This window comes from Jujubicoccus corallicola, assembly GCF_047345645.1.
Taxonomy (GTDB): Bacteria; Pseudomonadota; Alphaproteobacteria; order Rhodobacterales; family Rhodobacteraceae; genus JBLEFH01.
The window spans coordinates 1-20,678 of the sequence record NZ_JBLEFH010000010.1 but is presented as its reverse complement, the minus strand read 5'-3'; the positions used below and the strand labels follow the sequence as shown (position 1 = coordinate 20,678).

The 20,678-nt window shown below is 62.2% G+C and carries 20 protein-coding genes and 1 tRNA gene; 13 read left to right on the top strand and 8 right to left on the bottom strand.

Annotation, left to right across the window (positions count from 1 at the left end; all coding sequences use genetic code 11):
• Window positions 1-34 precede the first annotated feature (34 nt).
• Complete coding sequence (locus tag ACMA5I_RS14185) at window positions 35-481, top strand: Hsp20 family protein (protein ID WP_525886933.1); 447 nt, start codon at window positions 35-37, stop codon at window positions 479-481.
• A 54-nt stretch (window positions 482-535) separates the two neighbouring features.
• On the opposite strand, the gene ACMA5I_RS14180 is transcribed toward ACMA5I_RS14185, so the two are convergent.
• The 3 genes from ACMA5I_RS14180 to bluB are packed head-to-tail and all read right to left on the bottom strand — an operon-like array spanning window position 536 to window position 3,816.
• Window positions 536-1,237 carry a response regulator transcription factor gene (locus tag ACMA5I_RS14180; protein ID WP_525886932.1) on the bottom strand — a complete coding sequence of 234 codons (702 nt, stop codon included), beginning with the start codon at window positions 1,235-1,237 and terminating at the stop codon, window positions 536-538.
• A complete protein-coding gene (locus ACMA5I_RS14175; RefSeq protein WP_525886931.1) occupies window positions 1,234-3,153 on the bottom strand; it encodes a PAS domain-containing hybrid sensor histidine kinase/response regulator in 1,920 nt (639 codons plus the stop codon). Before ACMA5I_RS14175 ends, ACMA5I_RS14180 begins: the two co-directional genes overlap by 4 nt.
• A gap of 39 nt (window positions 3,154-3,192) precedes the next feature.
• Entirely contained in the window at window positions 3,193-3,816 is a 624-nt protein-coding gene (gene bluB / locus ACMA5I_RS14170) for a 5,6-dimethylbenzimidazole synthase (RefSeq protein ID WP_525886930.1), read from the bottom strand.
• 125 nt (window positions 3,817-3,941) lie between these two features.
• Between bluB and ACMA5I_RS14165 the strand changes: the two genes are divergently transcribed.
• From ACMA5I_RS14165 to ACMA5I_RS14120, 10 genes are read left to right on the top strand one after another with little or no spacing between them, the layout of a single operon-like run.
• Window positions 3,942-5,918 (top strand): AMP-binding protein, encoded by a 1,977-nt coding sequence (locus ACMA5I_RS14165; RefSeq protein WP_525886929.1) that lies wholly within the window; start codon window positions 3,942-3,944, stop codon window positions 5,916-5,918.
• Window positions 5,915-6,175, top strand: coding sequence for a hypothetical protein (locus ACMA5I_RS14160; RefSeq protein WP_525886928.1), 261 nt, complete (start codon window positions 5,915-5,917; stop codon window positions 6,173-6,175). The genes ACMA5I_RS14165 and ACMA5I_RS14160 overlap by 4 nt, the downstream gene beginning before the upstream one ends.
• A gap of 6 nt (window positions 6,176-6,181) precedes the next feature.
• Window positions 6,182-7,000 carry an ABC transporter ATP-binding protein gene (locus ACMA5I_RS14155; RefSeq protein WP_525887086.1) on the top strand — a complete coding sequence of 273 codons (819 nt, stop codon included), beginning with the start codon at window positions 6,182-6,184 and terminating at the stop codon, window positions 6,998-7,000.
• A 12-nt stretch (window positions 7,001-7,012) separates the two neighbouring features.
• A complete protein-coding gene (locus tag ACMA5I_RS14150; RefSeq protein ID WP_525886927.1) occupies window positions 7,013-8,008 on the top strand; it encodes a branched-chain amino acid ABC transporter permease in 996 nt (331 codons plus the stop codon).
• 2 nt (window positions 8,009-8,010) lie between these two features.
• Entirely contained in the window at window positions 8,011-8,382 is a 372-nt protein-coding gene (locus tag ACMA5I_RS14145; protein WP_525886926.1) for a VOC family protein, read from the top strand.
• Window positions 8,382-9,458: a branched-chain amino acid ABC transporter permease gene (locus tag ACMA5I_RS14140; protein ID WP_525886925.1), complete on the top strand. Its 1,077-nt coding sequence runs from the start codon at window positions 8,382-8,384 to the stop codon at window positions 9,456-9,458. The genes ACMA5I_RS14145 and ACMA5I_RS14140 overlap by 1 nt, the downstream gene beginning before the upstream one ends.
• A gap of 59 nt (window positions 9,459-9,517) precedes the next feature.
• Window positions 9,518-10,810, top strand: coding sequence for an ABC transporter substrate-binding protein (locus tag ACMA5I_RS14135; protein WP_525886924.1), 1,293 nt, complete (start codon window positions 9,518-9,520; stop codon window positions 10,808-10,810).
• Window positions 10,811-10,865: 55 nt separating this feature from the next.
• The gene (locus ACMA5I_RS14130; protein ID WP_525886923.1) at window positions 10,866-11,708 is read left to right on the top strand and encodes an ABC transporter ATP-binding protein; all 843 of its coding nucleotides are present in this window, start codon (window positions 10,866-10,868) and stop codon (window positions 11,706-11,708) included.
• A gap of 14 nt (window positions 11,709-11,722) precedes the next feature.
• Window positions 11,723-12,937: a phenylacetate--CoA ligase family protein gene (locus ACMA5I_RS14125; protein WP_525886922.1), complete on the top strand. Its 1,215-nt coding sequence runs from the start codon at window positions 11,723-11,725 to the stop codon at window positions 12,935-12,937.
• A 33-nt stretch (window positions 12,938-12,970) separates the two neighbouring features.
• On the top strand, window positions 12,971-14,017 hold the full coding sequence (locus tag ACMA5I_RS14120; protein ID WP_525886921.1) for a peptidoglycan-binding domain-containing protein: 1,047 nt from the start codon (window positions 12,971-12,973) through the stop codon (window positions 14,015-14,017).
• 53 nt (window positions 14,018-14,070) lie between these two features.
• Here ACMA5I_RS14120 and ykgO read toward each other — a convergent pair whose 3' ends face one another.
• Both ykgO and ACMA5I_RS14110 read right to left on the bottom strand, forming a co-directional pair.
• The gene (ykgO, locus tag ACMA5I_RS14115; protein ID WP_012177066.1) at window positions 14,071-14,196 is read right to left on the bottom strand and encodes a type B 50S ribosomal protein L36; all 126 of its coding nucleotides are present in this window, start codon (window positions 14,194-14,196) and stop codon (window positions 14,071-14,073) included.
• Window positions 14,197-14,248: 52 nt separating this feature from the next.
• Window positions 14,249-14,323, bottom strand: a tRNA-Val gene (locus ACMA5I_RS14110).
• A 129-nt stretch (window positions 14,324-14,452) separates the two neighbouring features.
• Between ACMA5I_RS14110 and ACMA5I_RS14105 the strand changes: the two genes are divergently transcribed.
• On the top strand, window positions 14,453-15,241 hold the full coding sequence (locus tag ACMA5I_RS14105; RefSeq protein WP_525887085.1) for an N-formylglutamate amidohydrolase: 789 nt from the start codon (window positions 14,453-14,455) through the stop codon (window positions 15,239-15,241).
• 183 nt (window positions 15,242-15,424) lie between these two features.
• Here ACMA5I_RS14105 and ACMA5I_RS14100 read toward each other — a convergent pair whose 3' ends face one another.
• Window positions 15,425-16,699, bottom strand: a complete 1,275-nt coding sequence (locus ACMA5I_RS14100; RefSeq protein ID WP_525886920.1) for a DNA polymerase IV — start codon at window positions 16,697-16,699, stop codon at window positions 15,425-15,427.
• Window positions 16,696-17,382: an orotidine-5'-phosphate decarboxylase gene (gene pyrF, locus ACMA5I_RS14095; RefSeq protein ID WP_525886919.1), complete on the bottom strand. Its 687-nt coding sequence runs from the start codon at window positions 17,380-17,382 to the stop codon at window positions 16,696-16,698. The genes ACMA5I_RS14100 and pyrF overlap by 4 nt, the downstream gene beginning before the upstream one ends.
• A gap of 165 nt (window positions 17,383-17,547) precedes the next feature.
• Here pyrF and clpB point away from each other — a divergent pair, with 165 nt between their 5' ends.
• A complete protein-coding gene (gene clpB / locus ACMA5I_RS14090; protein WP_525886918.1) occupies window positions 17,548-20,178 on the top strand; it encodes an ATP-dependent chaperone ClpB in 2,631 nt (876 codons plus the stop codon).
• Window positions 20,179-20,407: 229 nt separating this feature from the next.
• Here the strand turns inward: clpB and ACMA5I_RS14085 are convergent.
• Window positions 20,408-20,678 (bottom strand): hypothetical protein (locus ACMA5I_RS14085; RefSeq protein WP_525886917.1); only part of this gene is annotated, 271 nt, incomplete at its 5' end.

The following is a 20,678-nucleotide window of genomic DNA, read 5'->3' as shown; positions in this document are numbered from 1 at the left end:
CATACCAACTGTATCGCTTTGAAAGGATGCAAAAATGCGAAACTATGATCTTTCCCCCCTCTACCGTTCCACTGTGGGCTTTGACCGCCTTGCCGGGCTGCTTGATGCAGCGCTGAGCGCGGATAATGGCTCGGGCTACCCGCCCTATAACATTGAGAAAACGGGCGAGAATGACTACCGGATCACGCTGGCGACCGCCGGGTTTGCCGATGCGGATCTGGAGATCGAGAGCCGCGACGGGCAACTCGTGGTGAAAGGCCGTATCGAGGACAAGGATGAGGAGCGCACCTTCCTGCACCGTGGCATCGCCGCCCGCGCTTTTGAGAAGCGTTTCCAACTGGCCGACCATGTGCGCGCAACCGGCGCGTTTACCGAGAATGGCCTGCTGCATATCGACCTCGTGCGTGAAGTGCCGGAAGCCAAGCGCCCGCGCAAGATCGAGATCGGCAAAGGTGCAACGGTTGAAGGCGAAACCGCCTAAGCATCGCGCTTTATGATGATGTTGGCCCGCCCTTGTGGCGGGCCTTTTGCGTCTTCAGAGCCAACGCACATCGGCGAGGAAGAGATAGCCCGCGCCATAGATCGTGCGGATCAGCGTCGGGTTTTTCGGATCGTCGCCCAGTTTGCCGCGCAGGCGCGAGATGCGCACATCGACGGCCCGGTCGAAGGCCTCAGACGCCGCGCCGCCAAGCTGGTCCTGCATCTGGCTGCGGCTGATGAGGCGTTTCGGGCTGGCGAGGAAGCAGCGCAGCACATCGCCCTCCGCCTGACTGAATTGCGCGAGGCGGCCGTCTTCATGGGTTAGCGAATAGTCGCGGAAATCGGCGGTCCAGCCGCCAAACTGGGCGCGCTCGCGGGTGCCGCTCTCGGCGCTTTGCGGGCGGCCACGGCGAAGTTGCGCGCGGATTCGCGCCACAAGTTCAGGCATTTCGAAGGGTTTGGTGATGTAGTCATCGGCTCCGAGATCAAGGCCGGACACGCGGTCATGCAACTCCCGCCGCCCCGAAACGATGATGACAGGCACGCCGCGATCCGTGACCTTCTGGATGAGCGCGAGCCCGTCGCGATCCGGCAGGCCGAGATCCATGAGGCAGAGATCGGGCGCGAGGTCCGGCAGCGCGGCTTCGAACCGGGCGGCAGAGGCGAAATCGACGGTCTCCATCCCCGCATCGCCCAAAGCTTCGACGATCATTTCGCGGATGATCTCGTCATCTTCGACAATCGCGATCAGGCTCATTCGAGCGCCTCCCGAAGCTCTGCGGCACCAAAGGGTTTTGCCAGAAGGGGATAGTCCGTCTCCGCGGCACGCCGCAAGGGGTGGCTGCGCGGCAGGGCGGTCATGAGGATCGGCGCGCGGGTTTTCGGCAGGGCGCGGGCGAGGTCGAGACCGGTCATCTCGCCCGCCAGCATGAGGTCCGAAAGGATCGCTTCGACCTCGGGCAGATGCGCCAGCTCCAGCGCTTCCTCAGCGCTGATCGCCTCGACCACCTGATGACCCATATCGCGGAGCATGTCGCGGATGGTGTGGCGCAGCTCTTCGGTATCCTCGACGAGCAGCACGAGTTTCGAGCGGGTCGCGCGCCGGGCCATTTGCGCGGCGGCGGGCTCATGAGGGATCAGCAGGGTGACGTAGGCGCCGCCCGCCTTGCGGTTGCCATAGGTGAGCCGCCCGCCGCACATCTGCGCGAAGTCGTAGACGCTGGCGAGGCCGAGCCCCGTGCCGTCCGATTTGGTTGTGAAAAACGGGTCGAGCGCGTGGTTGAGCGCCGACTCCGAGAAGCCCGGCCCGCTGTCATGCACGGTGAGGGTGAACCAGTTGCCAGGGCGTTTGCGGGCGGTGAGCGAGACCCGGCCCGCATCGGCGCGGATCGCGTCGCGGGCGTTGAAGATGAGGTTCAGCACCGCGTCCTGAAAGAACCCTTCGTCGATCTTGGCGCGGCCAAGGCGCGGGTCGATTTTCACCTGAAGGCTCAGATCCTTGTGGAAGGTCGGGCGGGCGAGATCGGCCACGGTTTTGAGGCTCGCGGTCAGGTCCGTGTCGCGGGGGCGCAGCTCGCGCCGCCCGGTGAAATTGGTGAGATTGTCGAGGAGCGCCGTGCCGCGCATCGCCGCCGCGCGCATGGCGCCGAGTTTGTGGCGGGCGTCCTCCGGCAGGCCGTCCATGCGCGAGAGCCGGTCCTCCAGCCCCAGCATGATGGTCAGCAGATTGCCGAAATCATGGACGAGGCCGGACGTCATTTGCGCCGCCAATTCGCGCTTGCGGGATTGCTGGAGGATGGCGCGGGCCTTGGCCTCTTCGGTCACATCCATGGAGAGGATCGAGATGCCGACAACCTCTTCCTCGTCGATCACCGGGGCGAAGATGGCGCGGATGCGGCGGGAGAGCCCGTCGAGATCGAACTCGAAGATACATTTTTCGCCCGCAAAGGCCCGGTCGAGATAGGGGGCGATGGCGGCATAGGCTTCGCTGCCAAGTGCCGTTTCCGCGTCGAGCCCAACGATGTTGCGCGGGCGGCCCGGAATGACCTGCTCCAACTGGCGGTTGGAATAGGTGTAGATCCGGTTGCGGCCCATATGGGCGATATGGGCGGGGGTGACTTCGGTGGCGAGGCGCGTGCGGTTCTTGCTGTCGAGCAATTCGCGCTTGGTGGTTTCCAGCCGCTGCACGGTCGCCTCCAGCGCGCGGTTGGTCGCGGCGAGGCGTTCGGAGCGGGCGAGAAGCTGGTCCGACAGATGATCCGAGCGCTCCCGCAGCAGCGCCTCCTGCGCCTTGGCCGCGGAAATATCGGTGTAAACGGCGACCCATCCACCATCATCGAGCGGGTGGCCCTCAATCGCGAGCGTGCCGCCATTGGCGCGCACCCGTTCGAAATAATGCGGCTCGAACCGTTCGGCCTGAAGCACGCGCTCCGCCACCCATTCATCGAGATTGTCGATGGGGCCGTATTCGCCGCGCTCAGCGAGGGTGCGGACGATTTGATCGAAGGGCGTGCCGACCTGAAACAGCTCCGGAGGCAGGGCGAACATGATCTCGAACGCGCGGTTCCACACGACCAGCCGCAGCCGCGAGTCGAAAATGGAGATCGCGGGCTGGATCAGGTCGAGACCGGCTTGCAGCAATTGGGCGCGGTCGAGGGTCGAGGGTTTGAGCATGGCCGCGAGGATAGGCCGCGTTTTGCGCCGCGGGCAAGCCTATCGTGTGTGCCAGGCGGTGTCGCTGTTCTCCTGCCAGCCGGTGCGGTGGAGGAGCGGCGTGTCGTCATGCGCCGCCGGGTGGCCGATGCAGAGATAGGCCGTGAAGCGCCAGTCGGGCGGAGTTTGGAGGAGGGTTTCGATTTCGGCGGGGTCGAGAATGGAGACCATGCCGAGCCCGAGATTGAGCGCCCGCGCGGTGAGCCAGAGGCCATGGATCGCCATGGCGGTGGACTGGATCAGCGTGTCCTGCATGGTCTGGCGGCCAAGCCCGTGACCGGCGGCGGGGGACAGATCGGTGAAAATGGCGAGGTGCAGGGGCGCGATCTCCAACCCTTCGAGTTTCAGTTTGGCATAGGCCGCGCGGCGGTCGCTGTCGTAGATGCTGGCGGCGCTCTCGTTGGCCGCGGCGAAATTCTCCCGCACGGCTTGGCGGAGGGCCGCATCCTCGACCCGGATCACCCGCCAGGGCCGCGCATTGCCAACCGAGGGCGCGTAATCCATGGCGCGGCGCAGGGTCTCCACCTGCGTTTCGGGAATCGCGCCGGGCCGGAAATGGCGCACATCCCGCCGCCATTGGAGCAGGGTTTCCAGAATTTCGCGATTTTCTTCGTTAAAAATCATGGACTTTCCTGCTGTTACAATTCGTTAGATTCTGGACAAACTCTCGAAACATGCGTTCATTTATATGGCAGACAAGCGGACCGAAACCGCAGCCGGGCGAACGCGCCCACAGGGAGGATACAGTTTTGGATCAGACGCGCCATGTGCCGCTGGCGGGGGAGGATTGCTTCCCGCGCCTGCTCGCCCGAAATGCCGCCAAAATGCCGAACCGCGCCGCGTGGCGGGAGAAGGAGTTCGGGATTTGGCAAAGCTGGACCTGGGACGAGACGCAGAGCGAAGTGATTGATTTCGCCATGGGTCTGATCGCGCTCGGGATCAATGAGGGCGATTATCTGGCGATTGTCGGGCGCAACCGGCCTTATCTTTACTGGGCGATGATTGCGGCGCAGGCCGTGGGCGCGGTGCCGGTGCCGCTCTATGCGGATGGCACGGCGGAAGAGATTTCCTATGTTCTGGAGAATTGCGGCGCGCGTTTCGCGGTCGTCGAGGATCAGGAACAGGTCGACAAGATCCTTGAGGTGAAGGACAGCCTGCCGAAGATGCAGGAGATCATCTATGTCGATAAGCGCGGGATGCGCAAATATGACCACACCCATCTGAACGCCTTTGCCGATGTACAGGCGGAAGGCCGGGCCGGTCACGCGCGCCTCTGGCCGGAGATGGAGCAACGGCTCTCCGCGATCACCTATGACGATATTTGCGTCATGCTCTACACCTCCGGCACGACGGGCAAGCCGAAGGGCGTGGTCCTGTCGAACCGCAATGTGATCGAGACGGCGAAACTCACCTCGGAATTCGACAATCTCAATGAAAACGACACCGTGCTGGCCTATCTGCCGATGGCCTGGGTCGGGGATTTCATCTTCTCGACGGGCCAAGCGCTTTGGGCGGGGTTCTGCGTCTCCTGCCCCGAAAGCCCGGAGACGATGCAGGCGGATATGCGGGAGATCGGGCCGAGCTATTTCTTTGCGCCGCCCCGGTTTTTCGAGGGTCTGCTGACCAATGTGATGATCCGCATGGAGGATGCCGGGAAGATCAAGCAGAAGATGTTCCGCTACTTCATGGATCACGCGAAAAATGTGGGCCCGGCGATTCTCGACGGCAAATCCGTCGGCGGGATGGACAAGCTGAAATATGCGCTTGGCAAACTCTTCGTCTACGGGCCGCTGAAGGACACGCTCGGCCTTGGCCGCGTGCGCGTCGGCTATACGGCGGGCGAGGCGATTGGGCCGGAGATTTTCGAATTTTACCGCTCGCTGGGGATCAACCTCAAACAGCTTTACGGCCAGACCGAAGCGACCGTGTTTATCTGCCAGCAGCCGGATGGCGAAGTGCGGGCCGATACGGTGGGCGTCCCGTCGCCGGGGGTGGAGATCAAGATCGACGAGAGTGGCGAGATTTTCTACCGCTCGCCAGGCACCTTTGTGGAGTATTTCAACAACCCTGAGTCCACCGCGAAGACCAAGGATGAAGAGGGCTGGGTCGCGACCGGCGATGCCGGGTTCTTTGAGAAGGAAAGCGGCCATCTGCGGATTCTCGACCGCGCCAAGGATGTCGGCCAGCTTGCCGATGGGAGCCTGTTCGCGCCGAAATATGTTGAGAACAAGCTGAAATTCTATCCCAATATTCTTGAGGTGGTCCTCTTCGGGAACAATCGCGACCGCTGCGTGGCCTTCATCAATATCGACCTTAACGCCGTCGGTAACTGGGCCGAGCGCAACAATGTCGCCTATGCCAGCTATCAGGAACTCGCCGCGCATCCGCGTGTCTATGAGATGATCGAAAGCCATGTGAATGAGGTCAACAAAAGCGTGGCCGAAGACGAGATGCTGTCCGGCTGTCAGGTGCACCGCTTCCTGATCCTGCATAAGGAACTCGACGCGGATGATGGCGAGATCACCCGGACCCGCAAGGTGCGCCGCAATTTCGTGGAAGAGAAATATGCCGACCTCGTGGCCGCGCTCTATGACGGCAAGGACGAGATCTACACCGAGACCGAAGTGACCTATGAAGACGGCCGCAAGGGCGCGATCAAGGCGACGGTCGAGATCCGCGATGCCAAGGTCGTGCCGGTCGCCAGCAAGCGGGAGAAGGCGGCATGAGCCGGTTCAAGGTTGAGGAAAAGCCGAATTACATCCTCGGCGGGGCGATTGCGCTGGCGGGTTTGCTGGTCTGCTGGCTGATCGTCGGCGCACTGCCTGCCCGCATCCACGGGCTGTTGCTCGGCGCGATTGTCGGCGGGTTCGGCGTCGCGGCAGCAGGGCGCATCTGGCCGGGCCTGCCGCTTGGCAAAGTTCACATTTACGGCCTGTCCATGGCGGCTTACGGCGCGGTTTGCGCGCTCGCCGCCGGGATTTGAGGGGGGATCATGAGCGCAGCAGAAGAATACACAACCCCGGATGGCCGCACCATCGGCGCGCCGGTGATGGAGATGAAGAACATCACCCTGCGGTTTGGCGGCGTCGAGGCGATCAAGGATATTTCCTTCGACATCCGCGAGGGCGAGATCCGGGCGATCATCGGGCCGAACGGGGCCGGGAAATCGTCCATGCTCAACGTTATCAACGGCTTCTACCACCCGCAGGAAGGCGAGATCTGGTATCGCGGCAAGCAGCGCAAGGCGATGAAGCCGCATGAGATCGCCAAACTCGGCATCGCGCGGACCTTCCAGAACATCGCGCTTTTCAAGGGGATGACCGTTCTCGACAACATCATGACGGGCCGCTTCACAATGATGAAAGCGGGCATTCTCAGCCAGGCGATGTGGTGGGGCAAGGCCGAGCGCGAAGAGGTCGAGCATCGCGAGAAGGTCGAGCGGATTATCGACTTTCTTGAAATTCAGGCGATCCGCAAGACCCCGGTTGGGGCGCTCTCCTACGGGTTGCAAAAGCGGGTCGAGCTGGGCCGGGCGCTGGCCGCCGAGCCGCATCTGCTGCTCCTTGATGAGCCGATGGCCGGGATGAATGTCGAAGAGAAGGAAGATATGTGCCGCTTCATTCTCGACGTGAATGACGAGTTCGGCACGACCATCGCGCTCATTGAGCACGATATGGGCGTGGTGATGGATATTTCCGACCGCGTGGTGGTGCTCGATTACGGGCGCAAGATTGGCGACGGGCTCCCCGATGAGGTCCGCCAGAACCAGGATGTGATCGACGCCTATCTCGGCGTGTCGCATGATTAAGGAGGCCCGCTGATGTCTGCTGAAACGCTTTATTTCATTGAGGTTCTGATCAACGGGCTGCTGACCGGGGTGATGTATAGCCTCGTCGCGCTCGGCTTCGTGCTGATCTTCAAGGCCTCGGGGGTGTTCAACTTCGCCCAAGGGGTGATGGCGCTTTTTGCCGCGCTGACGCTGGTCGGCATCCAGACGGGGCAGATCCCGTTTGCCCATGTCATCAACGTCATTTTTGGCACCGAGCTGCATAATTTCGGCTGGACCGTCCCGACGCTGCTCGCGGTGATCCTGACCATGGGGGTGATGATCCTCTTCGCGATCCTCGTCGAGCGGTGCCTCTTGAAATTCCTCGTCGGTCAGCCGCCGATCATCCTGTTCATGGCGACGATTGGGCTTGCGTATTTCCTCGAAGGCGTTGGGGACCTCATGTGGGGCAACGAGCTGAAAACGCTCGATATTGGCTTGCCGCAGGGCGGTTCGCTCTGGATCGAGAACGCGACCTCGGGTCTCGGGGGCGAGGATTTCTTCGGCTTCTATATCGACACGCTCGACGTGGCGGCCGCCATCATCGCCGTGATCCTCGTGACCGCGCTGGTGATTTTCTCGCAATACACCCGCATCGGGCGGGCGCTCCGGGCCGTGGCGGATGACCACTCGGCGGCGCTCTCGGTCGGGATCTCGCTGCGGATGATCTGGGTGATCGTCTGGTCGCTCGCGGGCTTCGTGGCGCTGGTGGCCGGGGCCATGTGGGGCGCGAAATCGGGCGTGCAGTTCTCGCTCTCGCTGATTGCTCTGAAAGCGCTCCCCGTGCTGATGCTCGGCGGCTTCACCTCCATTCCCGGCGCGATTGTGGGCGGGCTCATCATCGGCATGGGCGAGAAAGTGTTCGAACACACCATCGGCGGCATGATCGGCGGCGCGACAGAAAACTGGTTCGCCTATGTTCTGGCGCTCGCCTTCCTCATCTTCCGGCCCCAAGGGCTGTTCGGTGAGAAAATCATCGAGAGGGTGTGAGGATGGCGCATCAATCGCGTATCGGCGCACTGTGTATCGACTGCAAAACCGAAGATTTGAGCGAGGCGACAACGTTTTGGGCCGAGGCTCTGCGGACAACCGGAGAGGTCGATGCAGACGGAAAATACGCCAAGATCGGCGGGTATGCGGGCTATCCCAAAGTGTTGCTGCAAGCCGTTGATCATGACCCGCGCATCCATCTCGATATCGAAACAGATGACAAAGAGGCCGAAGTGGCACGGATGACAGCCATCGGGGCGGTCGAAGTGGCGCGGATCAAGGGATGGATCGTTATGGAGGCGCCAACGGGCCACCGCTTCTGCATCGTCGATCCGCAAGGCAATGACTGGCCAGACAATAAGGGAGAGGGCTGATGTTTTACCGTGAAGCCGGTGATTTCAAGACCACCTATCGCAATGACGGGCAGACCTTCCCGATCAAATTCGACCGCCTAGGCTATTGGGTGCTGATCGCGGTGGCGTTCCTCGTCATCCCCTTCGTCATCAACGAATACTGGGCGACGGCGATTTTCGTGCCTTTCCTGATCTTCGCCATCGCGGCGCTCGGGCTGAACATCCTGACGGGCTATTGCGGGCAGGTCTCGCTCGGCACGGGCGGGTTCATGGCGGTTGGGGCTTATAGCTGTTTCAAGCTGATGACGGCCTTTCCTGACCTCAACATCATCTTCTGCGTGCTGCTCGCCGGTCTGATCACAGCGCTGGTCGGTGCGGCGTTTGGCTTGCCGAGCCTTCGGATCAAGGGGTTCTATCTCGCCGTGGCGACGCTCGCGGCGCAGTTCTTCCTCGTCTGGCTCTTCAACAAGGTCGGCTGGTTCTACAACTACTCGTCCTCGGGGCAGATCAATGCGGGCACGCGCACCGTGCTCGGGATCGGTGTGACCGGCCCGGCGACGGCGGCTTGGGCGAAATATCTTTTCTGCCTCGTCTTTGTCTTTGCCCTCGCCTGGGTGGCGCGGAATCTGACGCGCGGCAAGATCGGGCGGAGCTGGATGGCGATGCGCGATATGGACATCGCCGCCGAGATTATCGGGGTGAACCCGCTGAAGGCCAAGCTGACGGCCTTTGCGATCTCGTCATTCTATGTCGGTGTCGCGGGTGCGCTTTACTTCGCGGTCTATCTCGGCGCGGCGGAAGTGGGCGATGCGTTCGGGATCAACAAGAGCTTTCTTGTGCTGTTCATGGTGATTATCGGCGGCTTGGGCTCAATCTTCGGCAGCTTTGCCGGGGCGGCGTTCCTCGTGGTCCTGCCGGTCGCGCTCAAGAACCTGATGGTGGGCGGTTTCGGCTGGCCTGCGGATCTCGCGGCGCATCTCGAACTCACCATCGTGGGCTTTCTCATCATGTTCTTTCTGGTGGTGGAGCCGCATGGGCTGGCGCAGCTCTGGCGGCTGGCCAAACAGAAACTTCGTCTTTGGCCGTTCCCCTATTAAGGGGGCGGCTCCCTAAACCCGGAGAAACCGGGATCATGTCGACAAATCGGGAGGATAACATGTCGAATTTTGCAAAACTGGCCGCAGGCGCGATCATCGCCGCATCGGCCGCAAGCACGGCGATGGCGGATCTGTATTTCCCTTCGCTTTCCTATCGGACGGGCGCTTATGGTGCGGGCGGCGGACCTTATGCCGATGGCTATATGGATTATTTCAACCTGCTCAATGAGCGCGATGGCGGTCTTGGCGGTGTTCGGGCCGTGGTTGAGGAGTGTGAAACCGCATACGACACGCAAAAGGGCGTGGAGTGCTATGAGGCGACCAAGGGCAACAACCCAATGGTCTATAACCCGCTTTCGACCGGGATCACCTACCAGCTTATCCCCAAAGTGCAGGCGGATGATCTGAACCTCTACACGCCGGGCTATGGCCGCACCTCGGCCGCAAATGGTCAGGTGTTTGAGAATGTGTTCAACTTCCCGGCCAATTACTGGAACGGCGCGTCGGCGATCATCAACCACCTGTTGGAGATCAATGGCGGTTCGCTTGAGGGCAAGAAGATCGCGCTCGTCTATCACAACTCCGCTTATGGCAAGGAGCCGATCGGCACGCTGGAAGCGCTGTCCGAAAAGCATGGGTTCGATCTGAGCCTGCTGCCGGTGGATCACCCCGGTCAGGAGCAGAAAAGCCAGTGGCTTCAGGTGCGCCGTGACCGCCCGGACAATGTGATCCTCTATGGCTGGGGCGTGATGAACCCGGTCGCGCTGCAAGAGGCTGCGAATATCCGCTATCCGATGGATCAGGTGCTCGGCATCTGGTGGTCGGGCAACGAGATCGACGTGGAGCCGGTGGGCGCGGGCGCCGATGGCTATAAGTCGGCCAACTTCCATGCGCCGGGTTCGGACTTCCCGGTCTTCGACGAGGTGCGCGAATATCTCGTGGATACGGGCAAAGCCGCCAGCGACGGCCAGAACATTGGCACGGTTCCTTACAATAAGGGTTTTTACGCCGCGATGCTGATGGCGGAATCGGCGCTCAAGGCGCAGGAAATCCACGGCACGCCGGACATCACGCCGCAGCAGTTCCGCGATGGGATGGAAGCGCTGGAGATGACCGAAGCGCGGATGGAAGAGCTGGGGATGCCGGGCTTCGGGCCGGAATTCTCGGTGAGCTGTGAAAATCACGGCGGTCCGGGCCGGGTGGCGATCCAGCAATATGATGCGGAAGCCGATGAGTTCACCCTCATCACCGACTTTATCGAGAGTGACATGGAGGTCATCCAGCCGCTCATCGATCAGGACAGCGAAGCCTTCGCCAGCGAATCCGGCATCGAGCCGCGCGACTGCGGGTAAACCAAGCGGCGCTCCGCTTTTGGCGGGGCGCCACCATTGAATTTTGGAGGGGATGATGGCTGTAGCGGAATTGCAATCTGCCGAAGAGTTGATGGGCGAGAAGCTCCTCGAGGTGAACAATATCGAGGTGATCTATAATCACGTCATCCTCGTTCTGAAGGGGGTCAGCCTGTCGGTGCCGAAGGGCGGCATTACGGCGCTTTTGGGCGGCAATGGCGCGGGCAAGACCACCACCCTCAAGGCCATTTCCAACCTTCTGCAAGCCGAGCGCGGCGAAGTCACCAAGGGCTCGATTGTCTATAAAGACGAGCGGGTGAGCGATCTCGACCCGGCGACGCTGGTGAAAAAGGGCGTTATTCAGGTGATGGAGGGACGGCATTGTTTCGAGCACCTGACGATTGAGGAAAACCTGCTGACCGGCGCCTTTACCCGCAAGGATGGCAGCGCGGCGATCAAGCGCGATCTGGAGATGGTGTATGAATATTTCCCCCGTCTGCGCGAGCGGCGGCGGAGCCAGGCGGGCTATACATCGGGCGGCGAGCAGCAAATGTGCGCCATGGGCCGGGCGATCATGTCGGACCCGAATATGGTGCTTTTGGACGAGCCGTCCATGGGCCTCGCGCCGCAGCTGGTCGAAGAGATTTTCGGCATTGTGAAAAACCTCAACGAGAAGGAGGGCGTGAGCTTCCTTCTGGCCGAGCAGAACACCAATGTAGCCCTGCGTTATGCGGATTTCGGCTATATTCTGGAAAGTGGGCGCATCGTGATGGACGGCGCGGCGGATGCGCTGCGCGAGAATCCCGATGTGAAGGAATTCTATCTCGGCATGGGCGATGATGGCCGCAAGAGCTTCCGCGATGTGCGGTCCTATCGCCGCCGCAAGCGTTGGTTGAGCTAAGGAGGCGCCCCCAGATGGCATTTGACGATCTCGAAACCCGCTCTGTGGATGACCGCGAAACCGCTTATGCGGCGGAATTGCCGATGCTGGTGCGCCATGCGATGAGCGCGCCCGCCTGGGCCAAGCATCTTGACGGTGTGGACCCGGCGGCGATTGCGAGCCGCGCCGCGCTGACCCAGCTTCCGGTGATGCGCAAGAGCGATCTGGTCGCGCAGCAGGAAGCCGCGCCGCCCTTTGGCGGTTGGGTGACGAAAACCCCGGGCGAGCTGAGCTATATCTTCCAGTCCCCCGGCCCGATCTATGAGCCGGGAATGCGCGGGAAGGACTGGTTTCGATTTGGGCGCTTTCTTCATGCGGTGGGGATTGGGGCGGGCGATATCGTCCAGAATTGCTTTAGCTACCATCTGACTCCGGCGGGCTTGATGCTGGAAACCGGCGCGGCGGCGGTCCATGCGACCGTGATCCCCGCCGGGACCGGGCAGACCGAATTGCAGGCCCGCGCCATGGCGGATGCGGGTGTGACGGCCTTTGCGGGCACGCCGGATTACCTCAAGGTCATTCTCGACAAGGCCGATCTGATGGGGCTGGACGTGTCGAAAGTGACCAAGGCGGCGGTGTCCGGCGGCGCGCTTTTCCCGTCGCTCCGGGCGGAATATGCGGATCGCGGGATCACTTGCCTGCAAGCCTATGCGACCGCCGATCTCGGGATGATCGCCTATGAAAGCGCCGCCGACGAGGGGATGATCGTGGATGAGGGCGTGATCGTGGAGATTGTGACCCCTGGCACCGGTAACCCGGTGGCGGAAGGCGAGGTTGGTGAGGTGCTGGTCACGAGTTTCAATCGCGACTATCCGCTGATCCGCTTCGCGACGGGCGATCTTTCGGCGGTGATGCCGGGCCAAAGCGCTTGCGGGCGGACCAATATGCGGATCAAGGGGTGGATGGGCCGCGCTGATCAGACGACCAAGATCAAGGGCATGTTCGTGCGTCCCGAACAGGTGGCGACGCTGGTGGCGCGCCACCCGGAGATCGACCGGGTGCGGATTGTGGCGACACGGAGCGGCGAGAGCGATCACATGCTCGTGCGTGTCGAGGGGGAGGGCAATGCCGATGAGATTGGCGCGTCCGTGCAGGAAGTGCTGAAACTGCGCGGCGATGTCGAAATTGTGCCGCGAGGTGCCTTGCCTCGCGACGGGAAAGTCATTGACGATCAGCGGGATTATGCCTGACAACGAACCGGACAACTGTGTTTCGGGGGTGTCATGCGTTTTTTCCTGTCCATCGCGGCCTGTGTCGCAGCTTCGGCGGCCTTTGCGCAGCAGGCGGATGCACCGGCGGGGGCTGGCGAGGCCGAGCGTCTGATCGAGATCAACCCCGAGCAGGATTTCTGGGATCTGGTGAATGAGGACCGCTCGCCTGCGGCGATGCGGCGCTATTTGAATGCCTATCCGGATGGGGCCTATCGCGGTCTTGCGGAGGCGCGGATTGCGGCGGAAGACACGGAGGCGGCGCTGAAACTGCGCGCGGGAACGCGGCGCGAGGTGCAGGAAATGCTGCTCCTGATGGGGTTTGAGCCGCGCGGGCGGGATGGGGTCTTCGGTCCCGGCGCGCGCAATGCGATTGCGGAATGGCAACTCTCGGCGGGGCGTTTCGACACCGGTTTTCTCGATGAGGACGCGCTGGAGGCGCTGCGGGCCGATGCGCAGGAGGCCCGCGAACGGCTCGCCCGCGAGGCAGCGGCGCGCAAGGCCGAAGAGGCGGCGATGCAGCAGGCGGATTGGCACGCGGCAGGGGTGCCGGAGGCGATTGCGTCGCTCTCGGATTACGTGGTGGCGCATCCGAATGGCGCCCGCAGCGAAGCGGCCCGCGCGGCGCTGTCGGTGCTGGCGGAGATTGAGCTGGCCGAAACACGCGGCGCTGAGGCGCAGGTCGGGGAGGGGGACGCCGAACCCGCGCCGAGCTTTACGGATGCGCGGGAGACCGGGACCGTTGAGGGCTGGGATGCGTATTTGGAGAGCGCCGAGCCCGGCCCGCTCAAGGAGATTGCGGAGGCGGAACGTGCGGCGGCTGCATTGCAGGAACGACGGGCCGCCAGCGCAGAGGCGGCGGGCCTCTACGCGCCCGCGACGCTGGCCTGGGCCGAGGAATTGCTGGTTCGTGGCGGCTATGGGCAAATGACCGTTGACGGTCAGGTCACGGACCTCACCCGCGAGGCCATCGCGGCGTTTCAGGAAGAACAGGCGCTGGAGGTCACCGGCGCGATGGACCGCCCGACACTGACGCTGCTGATCGCGCAGCAGGGGCAGTAACCCATAAAAAACCGCGCTCTAAGGCGCGGTTTTCTTTAGTCTTGTTGTCTCAATCAGCCCTGACGTGCTTTGAAGCGACGCTGGGTTTTGTTGATGACATAGACGCGACCCTTACGGCGCACAACGCGGCAGTCCCGGTGGCGCTGCTTCAGGGAGCGAAGCGAATTTTTGACCTTCATGGCCTCTCTCCTTGTCTCGCGGCGCGCGGCTAAGTGCGCCAAGAAAATAAAATGGTGGGCGTAACTGGGATTGAACCAGTGACCCCTTCGATGTCAACGAAGTGCTCTCCCGCTGAGCTATACGCCCACAAAGCGGGGTGACCCCCGCGATGCGTTCGCGCTATATAACGGGAGCGCCGAGGGGGATCAAGGGCTTTTCATGCCAGAAACAGAGAGCGGATATAGGGTTTTTACGCCAGAGACGCCGATTGCGGGGGTGGTTTTGTCCTCGCCTCATTCGGGGCGCGACTATCCGCGAGATTTCGTCGATTCGGCGCTTCTGGATATCCACGCGCTGCGCTCTTCGGAGGATATGTTTGTCGATGAGCTGTTCGGCGGCGCGGCGGCGCTTGGCCTGCCGATGATCGCGGCGCGCTATCCGCGGGCCTGGTGCGATCTGAACCGTGCGCCGGATGAGTTTGACCCTGCGGTGATTGCGGATTTGCCCTTTGGGCGGCGCTCGCCGCGTGCGGCGGCGGGTCTGGGCGTGATTCCCCGCATCGTCTCGGCGGGGCGGCCGATCCGGCAGGGGAAGATGCGTTTTGAGGAGGCCGAGGCGCGGATGGCGGCGTCCTATTATCCCTATCATAAGACTTTGGCTTCTATGGTTGCGGCTGCGCGCGAGCGGTTTGGCGAGGTGCTTTTGCTCGATTGCCATTCGATGCCGTCGAGTTCGGTGAGCGCGGAGGCGGAGATCGTGATCGGGGATCGTTACGGTGCCTCGGCCTATGCGGCGGCGCGGCGGTCGGTCGTGCGTGCCTTTGAGGAGGCCGGGTTTCGCGTGGCGCTCAATGAGCCTTTTGCGGGCGGGCATATCGCGGCGCATTATGGGCGGCCTGGCAAGGGTGTCCATGCGGTGCAGGTGGAGTTGAACCGCGCGCTTTATATGGATGAGGGGGCGCAGGCGAAGCGGGCGGTGTTTGGTGATGTGCGCGCGCGGCTCACGCAGGCGGTTGCGGTGATTGCGCGGGACTGGTCCGTATCGCACCAACTCGCTGCGGAATAAGCAAAAAAAAGGCCGCGACGAACGCGGCCCAAGTTTAGGGAGGAAACGCCCCGCAGGGCGCATGTAACATCCACAGACGTTACGAGAACCAATTTATGTTGCGGCGCGTCAAAGTCAAGCGAAACGCGCTTCGGAAATGTTCGTTTTTTTGAGAACCGCGCAGTGACGCTACGTCTGAAAGCGCTATGACTCGCTTTTGTCGGGGTGGCGCGGCGCGAAACCGCGCCCTTTTCGGATCGCATCGGGGCCAAAACGGGCGCGGATGGCGTCGGTGGCTTTTTCGGCCTGTCGCCGCTGCATATGAGTCGGGTCGAGCAGGTCGGCGGGGCTGCTGCCTTCCGTGCTCAGATGGCTCAGGCCGATGCCAATCAGACGGAAGGGCGCGTCGCCCATGGTGCCTGCGAGCATCTTTCGCCCGGTTTGGTAAATATCTTCGGCGAGATTGGTCGGCATGGTGAGGGTCGCGCTGCGCGTCAGGCCGCGAAAATCGGCGCGTTTGAGTTTGAGGGTGATGGTCGTCCCCTCGATTTGCTTGGCTTTGAGGCGGTCTGAGGTTTTCATGCAGAGCCGCCAGAGATGGGATTCGAGCAGCTCCTGATCGGCGATGTCTTCGTTAAAGGTCGTCTCGTTGGACACGGATTTGACCGGGCGGCGGTTGGAGATGCGGCGATGGTCGAGGCCGCGGGAGAGGTGCCAGAGGCGTTCGCCCATGTCGCCATAGCGCTCGGACAGGGCCTTGCGGTCGATTTTCAGCACATCGCTGATTTTATAGAGGCCGTCATTATGGAGGCGGTTTTGCGTGACCTTGCCGACGCCCCAGATGATGCTGACGGGCTGGCGGGCAAGGAAGTCGGCGGTTTCGGCCTTGCCGATCACCGAAAAGCCGCGGGGTTTGTCCTGATCCGACGCGATTTTGGCGAGGAATTTGTTATGGGCGAGACCGACCGAGACGGAAATGCCGATCTCGTCCTCGATCTCCTTGGCGAGACGGGCGAGCAACACGGCGGGCGGCGCGCCGTGGAGGCGCGCGGTGCCGGTGAGGTCGAGAAAGGCCTCGTCCAGCGAGAGCGGTTCGACGGCGGGGGTGAGGCTTTCGAATTTCTCACGGATCTGGCGGGAGACCTCGACATAACGGTCGAAACGCGGCTTCACGATCACCGCATCGGGGCAGAGTTTGCGGGCCTTGAACATCGGCATGGCGGAGCGCACGCCGTTGATCCGCGCGATATAACAGCAGGTTGTGACGACACCACGCACGCCGCCGCCGACGATGAGCGGGACGTCACGCAGCTCTGGATTGTCGTGTTTTTCGACCGAGGCGTAGAAGGCGTCGCAATCGATATGGGCGATGGAGAGGTCGAACAGTTCCGGATGGCTCAGAAGGCGCGGGCTGTGGCAGGCCGGGCAGCGGGTGCCGCGCGTGACCGTGGTGAAGCAATCGCGGCAGAGCGTGCTCACGGCAGGCTGTCGCGGATGAGCCGCGCGGCGATGGCGGGGTTGTCGGCTTCGATGATCGGGCGGCCGACGACGATGTGATCGGCGCCCGCATGGATGGCTTCGGCGGGGGTTGCGGTGCGTTTTTGGTCCCCCAGATCGCTGCCATGGGGGCGCACGCCGGGGGTGACGATGATGCGGCCCGAGGCTTCGGGCAGATCGCGGATCCGGGCGGCTTCCATGGGCGAGGCAATGACGCCATCCGCTCCGGCGGCAAGAGCGCGGCGGGCGCGCTCGACGGCGAGATCGTGGATGTCGCCGCTTGCGATCATTGCCTCATCGAGATCGCTGCGGTCGAGCGAGGTCAGCACGGTGACGGCGAGGATCTTCATTCCGCGATCACCGCGCCCCTTCACCGCCGCGCGGACGACATGCGGGTCGCCATGCACGGTGAGATAATCGAGATCGAATTGGGAGAGCCCGCGCACGGCGGTCTCCACCGTGTTGCCAATGTCGAAAAGCTTCATGTCGAGGAAAATGCGCTTGCCCTTTTCCTTGAGCTCATTGGCGAGCGCCAGCCCGCCGCCGGTGAGCATCCCGAGGCCGATTTTGTAAAAGGAAACACTGTCGCCAAGCCGCTCGGCCATCTCCAGTCCCGCAAGGGCATTGGGGACGTCGAGGGCGACGATGAGGCGGTCATCTTTCATGGCGAGGCTCCTTTTTTAACGGGTTTGCCTGACGCGGGTGAAAAAAGCAATCGCGCGCACTGTTGCATACTTGTCACGCCAAATCCGCCTCCCCATATGGTTAGCATGGCCCCGAGAGGGACGTGCCGATTGGGCGTTCGAACAGGGGTGCAGAAGGAGAAAAAGATGAATTTTGAAAAGTTTACGGATCGCGCCCGTGGGTTTGTTCAGGCTGGGCAGACGATTGCGATGCGCGACGGGCATCAGCGCTTTTTGCCCGAGCATTTGCTGAAGGCGCTTCTCGATGACAGCGAAGGCATGGCGGCCAATCTGATCGCCAAAGCAGGCGGTGACCCGAAAAAGGCGCTGTCGGCGGTAGATATGGCGCTGGCCAAGCAACCGAAAGTCGATGGCGGGCAGGGCTCGCTTTATCTCGACACGGCGACCGGCAAGGTGCTGAGCGAGGCCGAAGAGGTCGCGAAGAAAGCGGGCGATTCCTATGTCGCCGTTGAGCGGCTGTTGACGGCGCTGGCGATCACGCCGTCTGCGGCGGCAGATGCGCTCAAGGAGGCGGGCGTCTCGGCGCAGTCGTTGAACGCTGCGATCAACGACATTCGCAAGGGTCGGACCGCGGACAGCGCCAGTGCCGAGCAGGGCTATGACGCGCTGAAGAAATATGCGCGCGATCTCACCGAGGCCGCCGAGCAGGGCAAGATTGACCCGATCATCGGCCGCGACGAGGAAATTCGCCGCTGTATTCAGGTGTTGAGCCGCCGCACGAAGAACAACCCGGTGCTGATCGGGGATCCCGGCGTGGGTAAGACCGCGATTGCCGAAGGTCTGGCGCTGCGCATCGTGAACCGCGATGTGCCGGAAAGCCTTTTGAACAAGAAGCTGATGGCGCTGGATATGGGCGCGCTGATTGCGGGCGCGAAATATCGTGGCGAGTTTGAGGAGCGTCTGAAGGCGATCCTGTCGGAAGTCGAGACGGCAGCGGGCGAGATCATCCTTTTCATCGACGAGATGCACACGCTGGTTGGCGCAGGCAAATCCGATGGGGCGATGGATGCGTCGAACCTGTTGAAGCCTGCGCTGGCGCGCGGTGAGTTGCACTGTGTCGGCGCGACGACGCTCGACGAGTATCGCAAGCATGTGGAAAAAGATGCAGCGCTCGCTCGCCGGTTCCAGCCGGTTCTGGTGACGGAGCCGAGTGTGGCGGACACCATCTCCATCCTGCGGGGGATCAAGGAGAAATATGAGCTGCACCATGGCGTGCGGATCTCGGACTCCGCGCTGGTCGCTGCGGCGCAATTGTCGGACCGCTACATCACCGACCGGTTCCTACCGGACAAGGCGATCGACCTCATGGATGAGGCGGCAAGCCGTCTGCGCATGGAGGTGGACAGCAAGCCCGAGGAGCTTGACGCGCTGGACCGCGAACTGCTCCAGAAGCGGATCGAGGCGGAAGCGCTGAAGAAAGAGACCGACGATGCGTCCAAGGACCGGCTGGAGAAGCTGGAAAAGGAACTGGCGGATCTTCAGCAGCAATCCGACGAGATGACCGCCCGCTGGCAGGCCGAGCGCGACAAGCTGGCCGGCGCGCGCAACATCAAGGAGAAGCTGGATCAGGCGCGGGCCGAACTCGACCAGGTGAAACGTGATGGCAACCTCGCGCGCGCGGGCGAGCTATCTTATGGGATCATCCCGCAGCTTGAAAAAGAGCTGGCCGCGGCGGAGCAATCCGAAGAGGCCGGGGATGTGATGGTCGAAGAAGCGGTTGGCCCGGAGCAGGTCGCCCATGTGGTGGAGCGCTGGACCGGGATTCCCGTGGACAAGATGCTGGAAGGTGAGCGCGAGAAACTCCTCAAGATGGAGGAGGAGCTTGGGGGCCGCGTGATCGGGCAGCGTCTGGCTGTGACGGCGGTGTCGAACGCGGTGCGCCGTGCGCGGGCGGGTCTGAATGATCCGAACCGTCCGCTCGGCTCGTTCCTCTTCCTCGGCCCGACCGGGGTGGGCAAGACCGAGCTGACCAAGGCGCTGGCGGAATTTCTCTTCGACGACGACCGGGCGATGACCCGCGTCGATATGTCGGAGTTCATGGAGAAACATTCCGTCGCCCGTCTGATCGGCGCGCCTCCGGGCTATGTCGGTTATGATGAGGGCGGGGTGCTGACGGAGTCCGTCCGCCGCTCGCCCTATCAGGTGATCCTGTTCGATGAGGTCGAGAAGGCACACCCGGATGTCTTTAACGTGCTGTTGCAGGTTCTGGACGATGGCCGTCTGACCGATGGGCAGGGCCGCGTGGTCGATTTCAAGAACACGCTGATCATCCTGACCTCGAACCTCGGGGCGCAGGCGCTCTCCAATCTGCCGGATGGCGGCGATATGGATGCGGCGAAGGCGCAGGTGATGGATGCGGTGCGGGCTCATTTCCGCCCCGAATTCCTGAACCGTCTCGACGAGATCGTCATCTTCGACCGCCTGACGCGTGAGAATATGGACGGCATCGTGGAGATCCAGCTTGCGGGCCTGATGAAGCGGCTCGCGGATCGCAAGATCACGGTGGAGCTCGACGAGGCGGCGCAGACCTGGCTGGCGGATCGCGGTTACGATCCGGTCTATGGCGCGCGCCCGCTCAAGCGGGTGATTCAGAAGAACCTTCAAGACCGGCTGGCGGAGATGCTGCTCGGCGGCGAGGTCTTGGACGGATCGACCATCACGGTGAGCGCTGGCCCCGACGGGCTGATCTTCAACGGCGAAGACGCGATGCCGCGCCCGCCTGAGGACAGCAAACCCGCCGATGCGGTGATTCACTAACCAAAACTTGGGAACCCCCGGAGCTTTCCGGGGGTTTTCCTTTCAGAAACCGGTGAATCGGCCCGAGCGAGTCGGGATTTGGGCTCCGAGTCGGGATAATGTCGGGGCGATTCAGGGGGATTTGGCCGGATCAGGCGCTGCGATTCCCATATCGCTGTCATGAAGCTGTCATAGGGGCGCAAAAAATAGCGTCGCATCCATTTGATTATAAACAAGAAAAATGGAAATCTCATTTTTCTGCAAAAAACGCCTTGCGGGTCCCGGCGGCTTTCCCTAAATACTCCCTCACCGACGCAGCGACGAGCCGCTTCGGGGACATTCTAGGGATCGCGAGTTGAGACAAACCGCAGCAATGCGGTGGTCGAAATTTTTTGGTCCCACGCTCTTTGACATTATGTATCCAAGATTGAAGGGATATGAGGGTGGTTTGGTTGTCGTTTATTGCGACAGAGACGTTTCCTTGTATCTTGCCTTTTAGGGGTGATGAGCCCTGATGATGA

What these genes read in the sequence shown, in the direction of transcription:
- clpB (WP_525886918.1), top strand. Translation starts at nt 17,548, where the DNA reads ATGAATTTTGAAAAGTTTACGGATCGCGCCCGTGGGTTTGTTCAGGCT.
- ykgO (WP_012177066.1), bottom strand. Translation starts at nt 14,196, where the DNA reads ATGAAGGTCAAAAATTCGCTTCGCTCCCTGAAGCAGCGCCACCGGGAC.
- ACMA5I_RS14145 (WP_525886926.1), top strand. Translation starts at nt 8,011, where the DNA reads ATGGCGCATCAATCGCGTATCGGCGCACTGTGTATCGACTGCAAAACC.
- ACMA5I_RS14185 (WP_525886933.1), top strand. Translation starts at nt 35, where the DNA reads ATGCGAAACTATGATCTTTCCCCCCTCTACCGTTCCACTGTGGGCTTT.
- ACMA5I_RS14135 (WP_525886924.1), top strand. Translation starts at nt 9,518, where the DNA reads ATGTCGAATTTTGCAAAACTGGCCGCAGGCGCGATCATCGCCGCATCG.
- ACMA5I_RS14120 (WP_525886921.1), top strand. Translation starts at nt 12,971, where the DNA reads ATGCGTTTTTTCCTGTCCATCGCGGCCTGTGTCGCAGCTTCGGCGGCC.
- ACMA5I_RS14175 (WP_525886931.1), bottom strand. Translation starts at nt 3,153, where the DNA reads ATGCTCAAACCCTCGACCCTCGACCGCGCCCAATTGCTGCAAGCCGGT.
- ACMA5I_RS14150 (WP_525886927.1), top strand. Translation starts at nt 7,013, where the DNA reads ATGTCTGCTGAAACGCTTTATTTCATTGAGGTTCTGATCAACGGGCTG.
- ACMA5I_RS14130 (WP_525886923.1), top strand. Translation starts at nt 10,866, where the DNA reads ATGGCTGTAGCGGAATTGCAATCTGCCGAAGAGTTGATGGGCGAGAAG.
- ACMA5I_RS14140 (WP_525886925.1), top strand. Translation starts at nt 8,382, where the DNA reads ATGTTTTACCGTGAAGCCGGTGATTTCAAGACCACCTATCGCAATGAC.
- pyrF (WP_525886919.1), bottom strand. Translation starts at nt 17,382, where the DNA reads ATGAAAGATGACCGCCTCATCGTCGCCCTCGACGTCCCCAATGCCCTT.
- bluB (WP_525886930.1), bottom strand. Translation starts at nt 3,816, where the DNA reads ATGATTTTTAACGAAGAAAATCGCGAAATTCTGGAAACCCTGCTCCAA.
- ACMA5I_RS14125 (WP_525886922.1), top strand. Translation starts at nt 11,723, where the DNA reads ATGGCATTTGACGATCTCGAAACCCGCTCTGTGGATGACCGCGAAACC.
- ACMA5I_RS14160 (WP_525886928.1), top strand. Translation starts at nt 5,915, where the DNA reads ATGAGCCGGTTCAAGGTTGAGGAAAAGCCGAATTACATCCTCGGCGGG.
- ACMA5I_RS14180 (WP_525886932.1), bottom strand. Translation starts at nt 1,237, where the DNA reads ATGAGCCTGATCGCGATTGTCGAAGATGACGAGATCATCCGCGAAATG.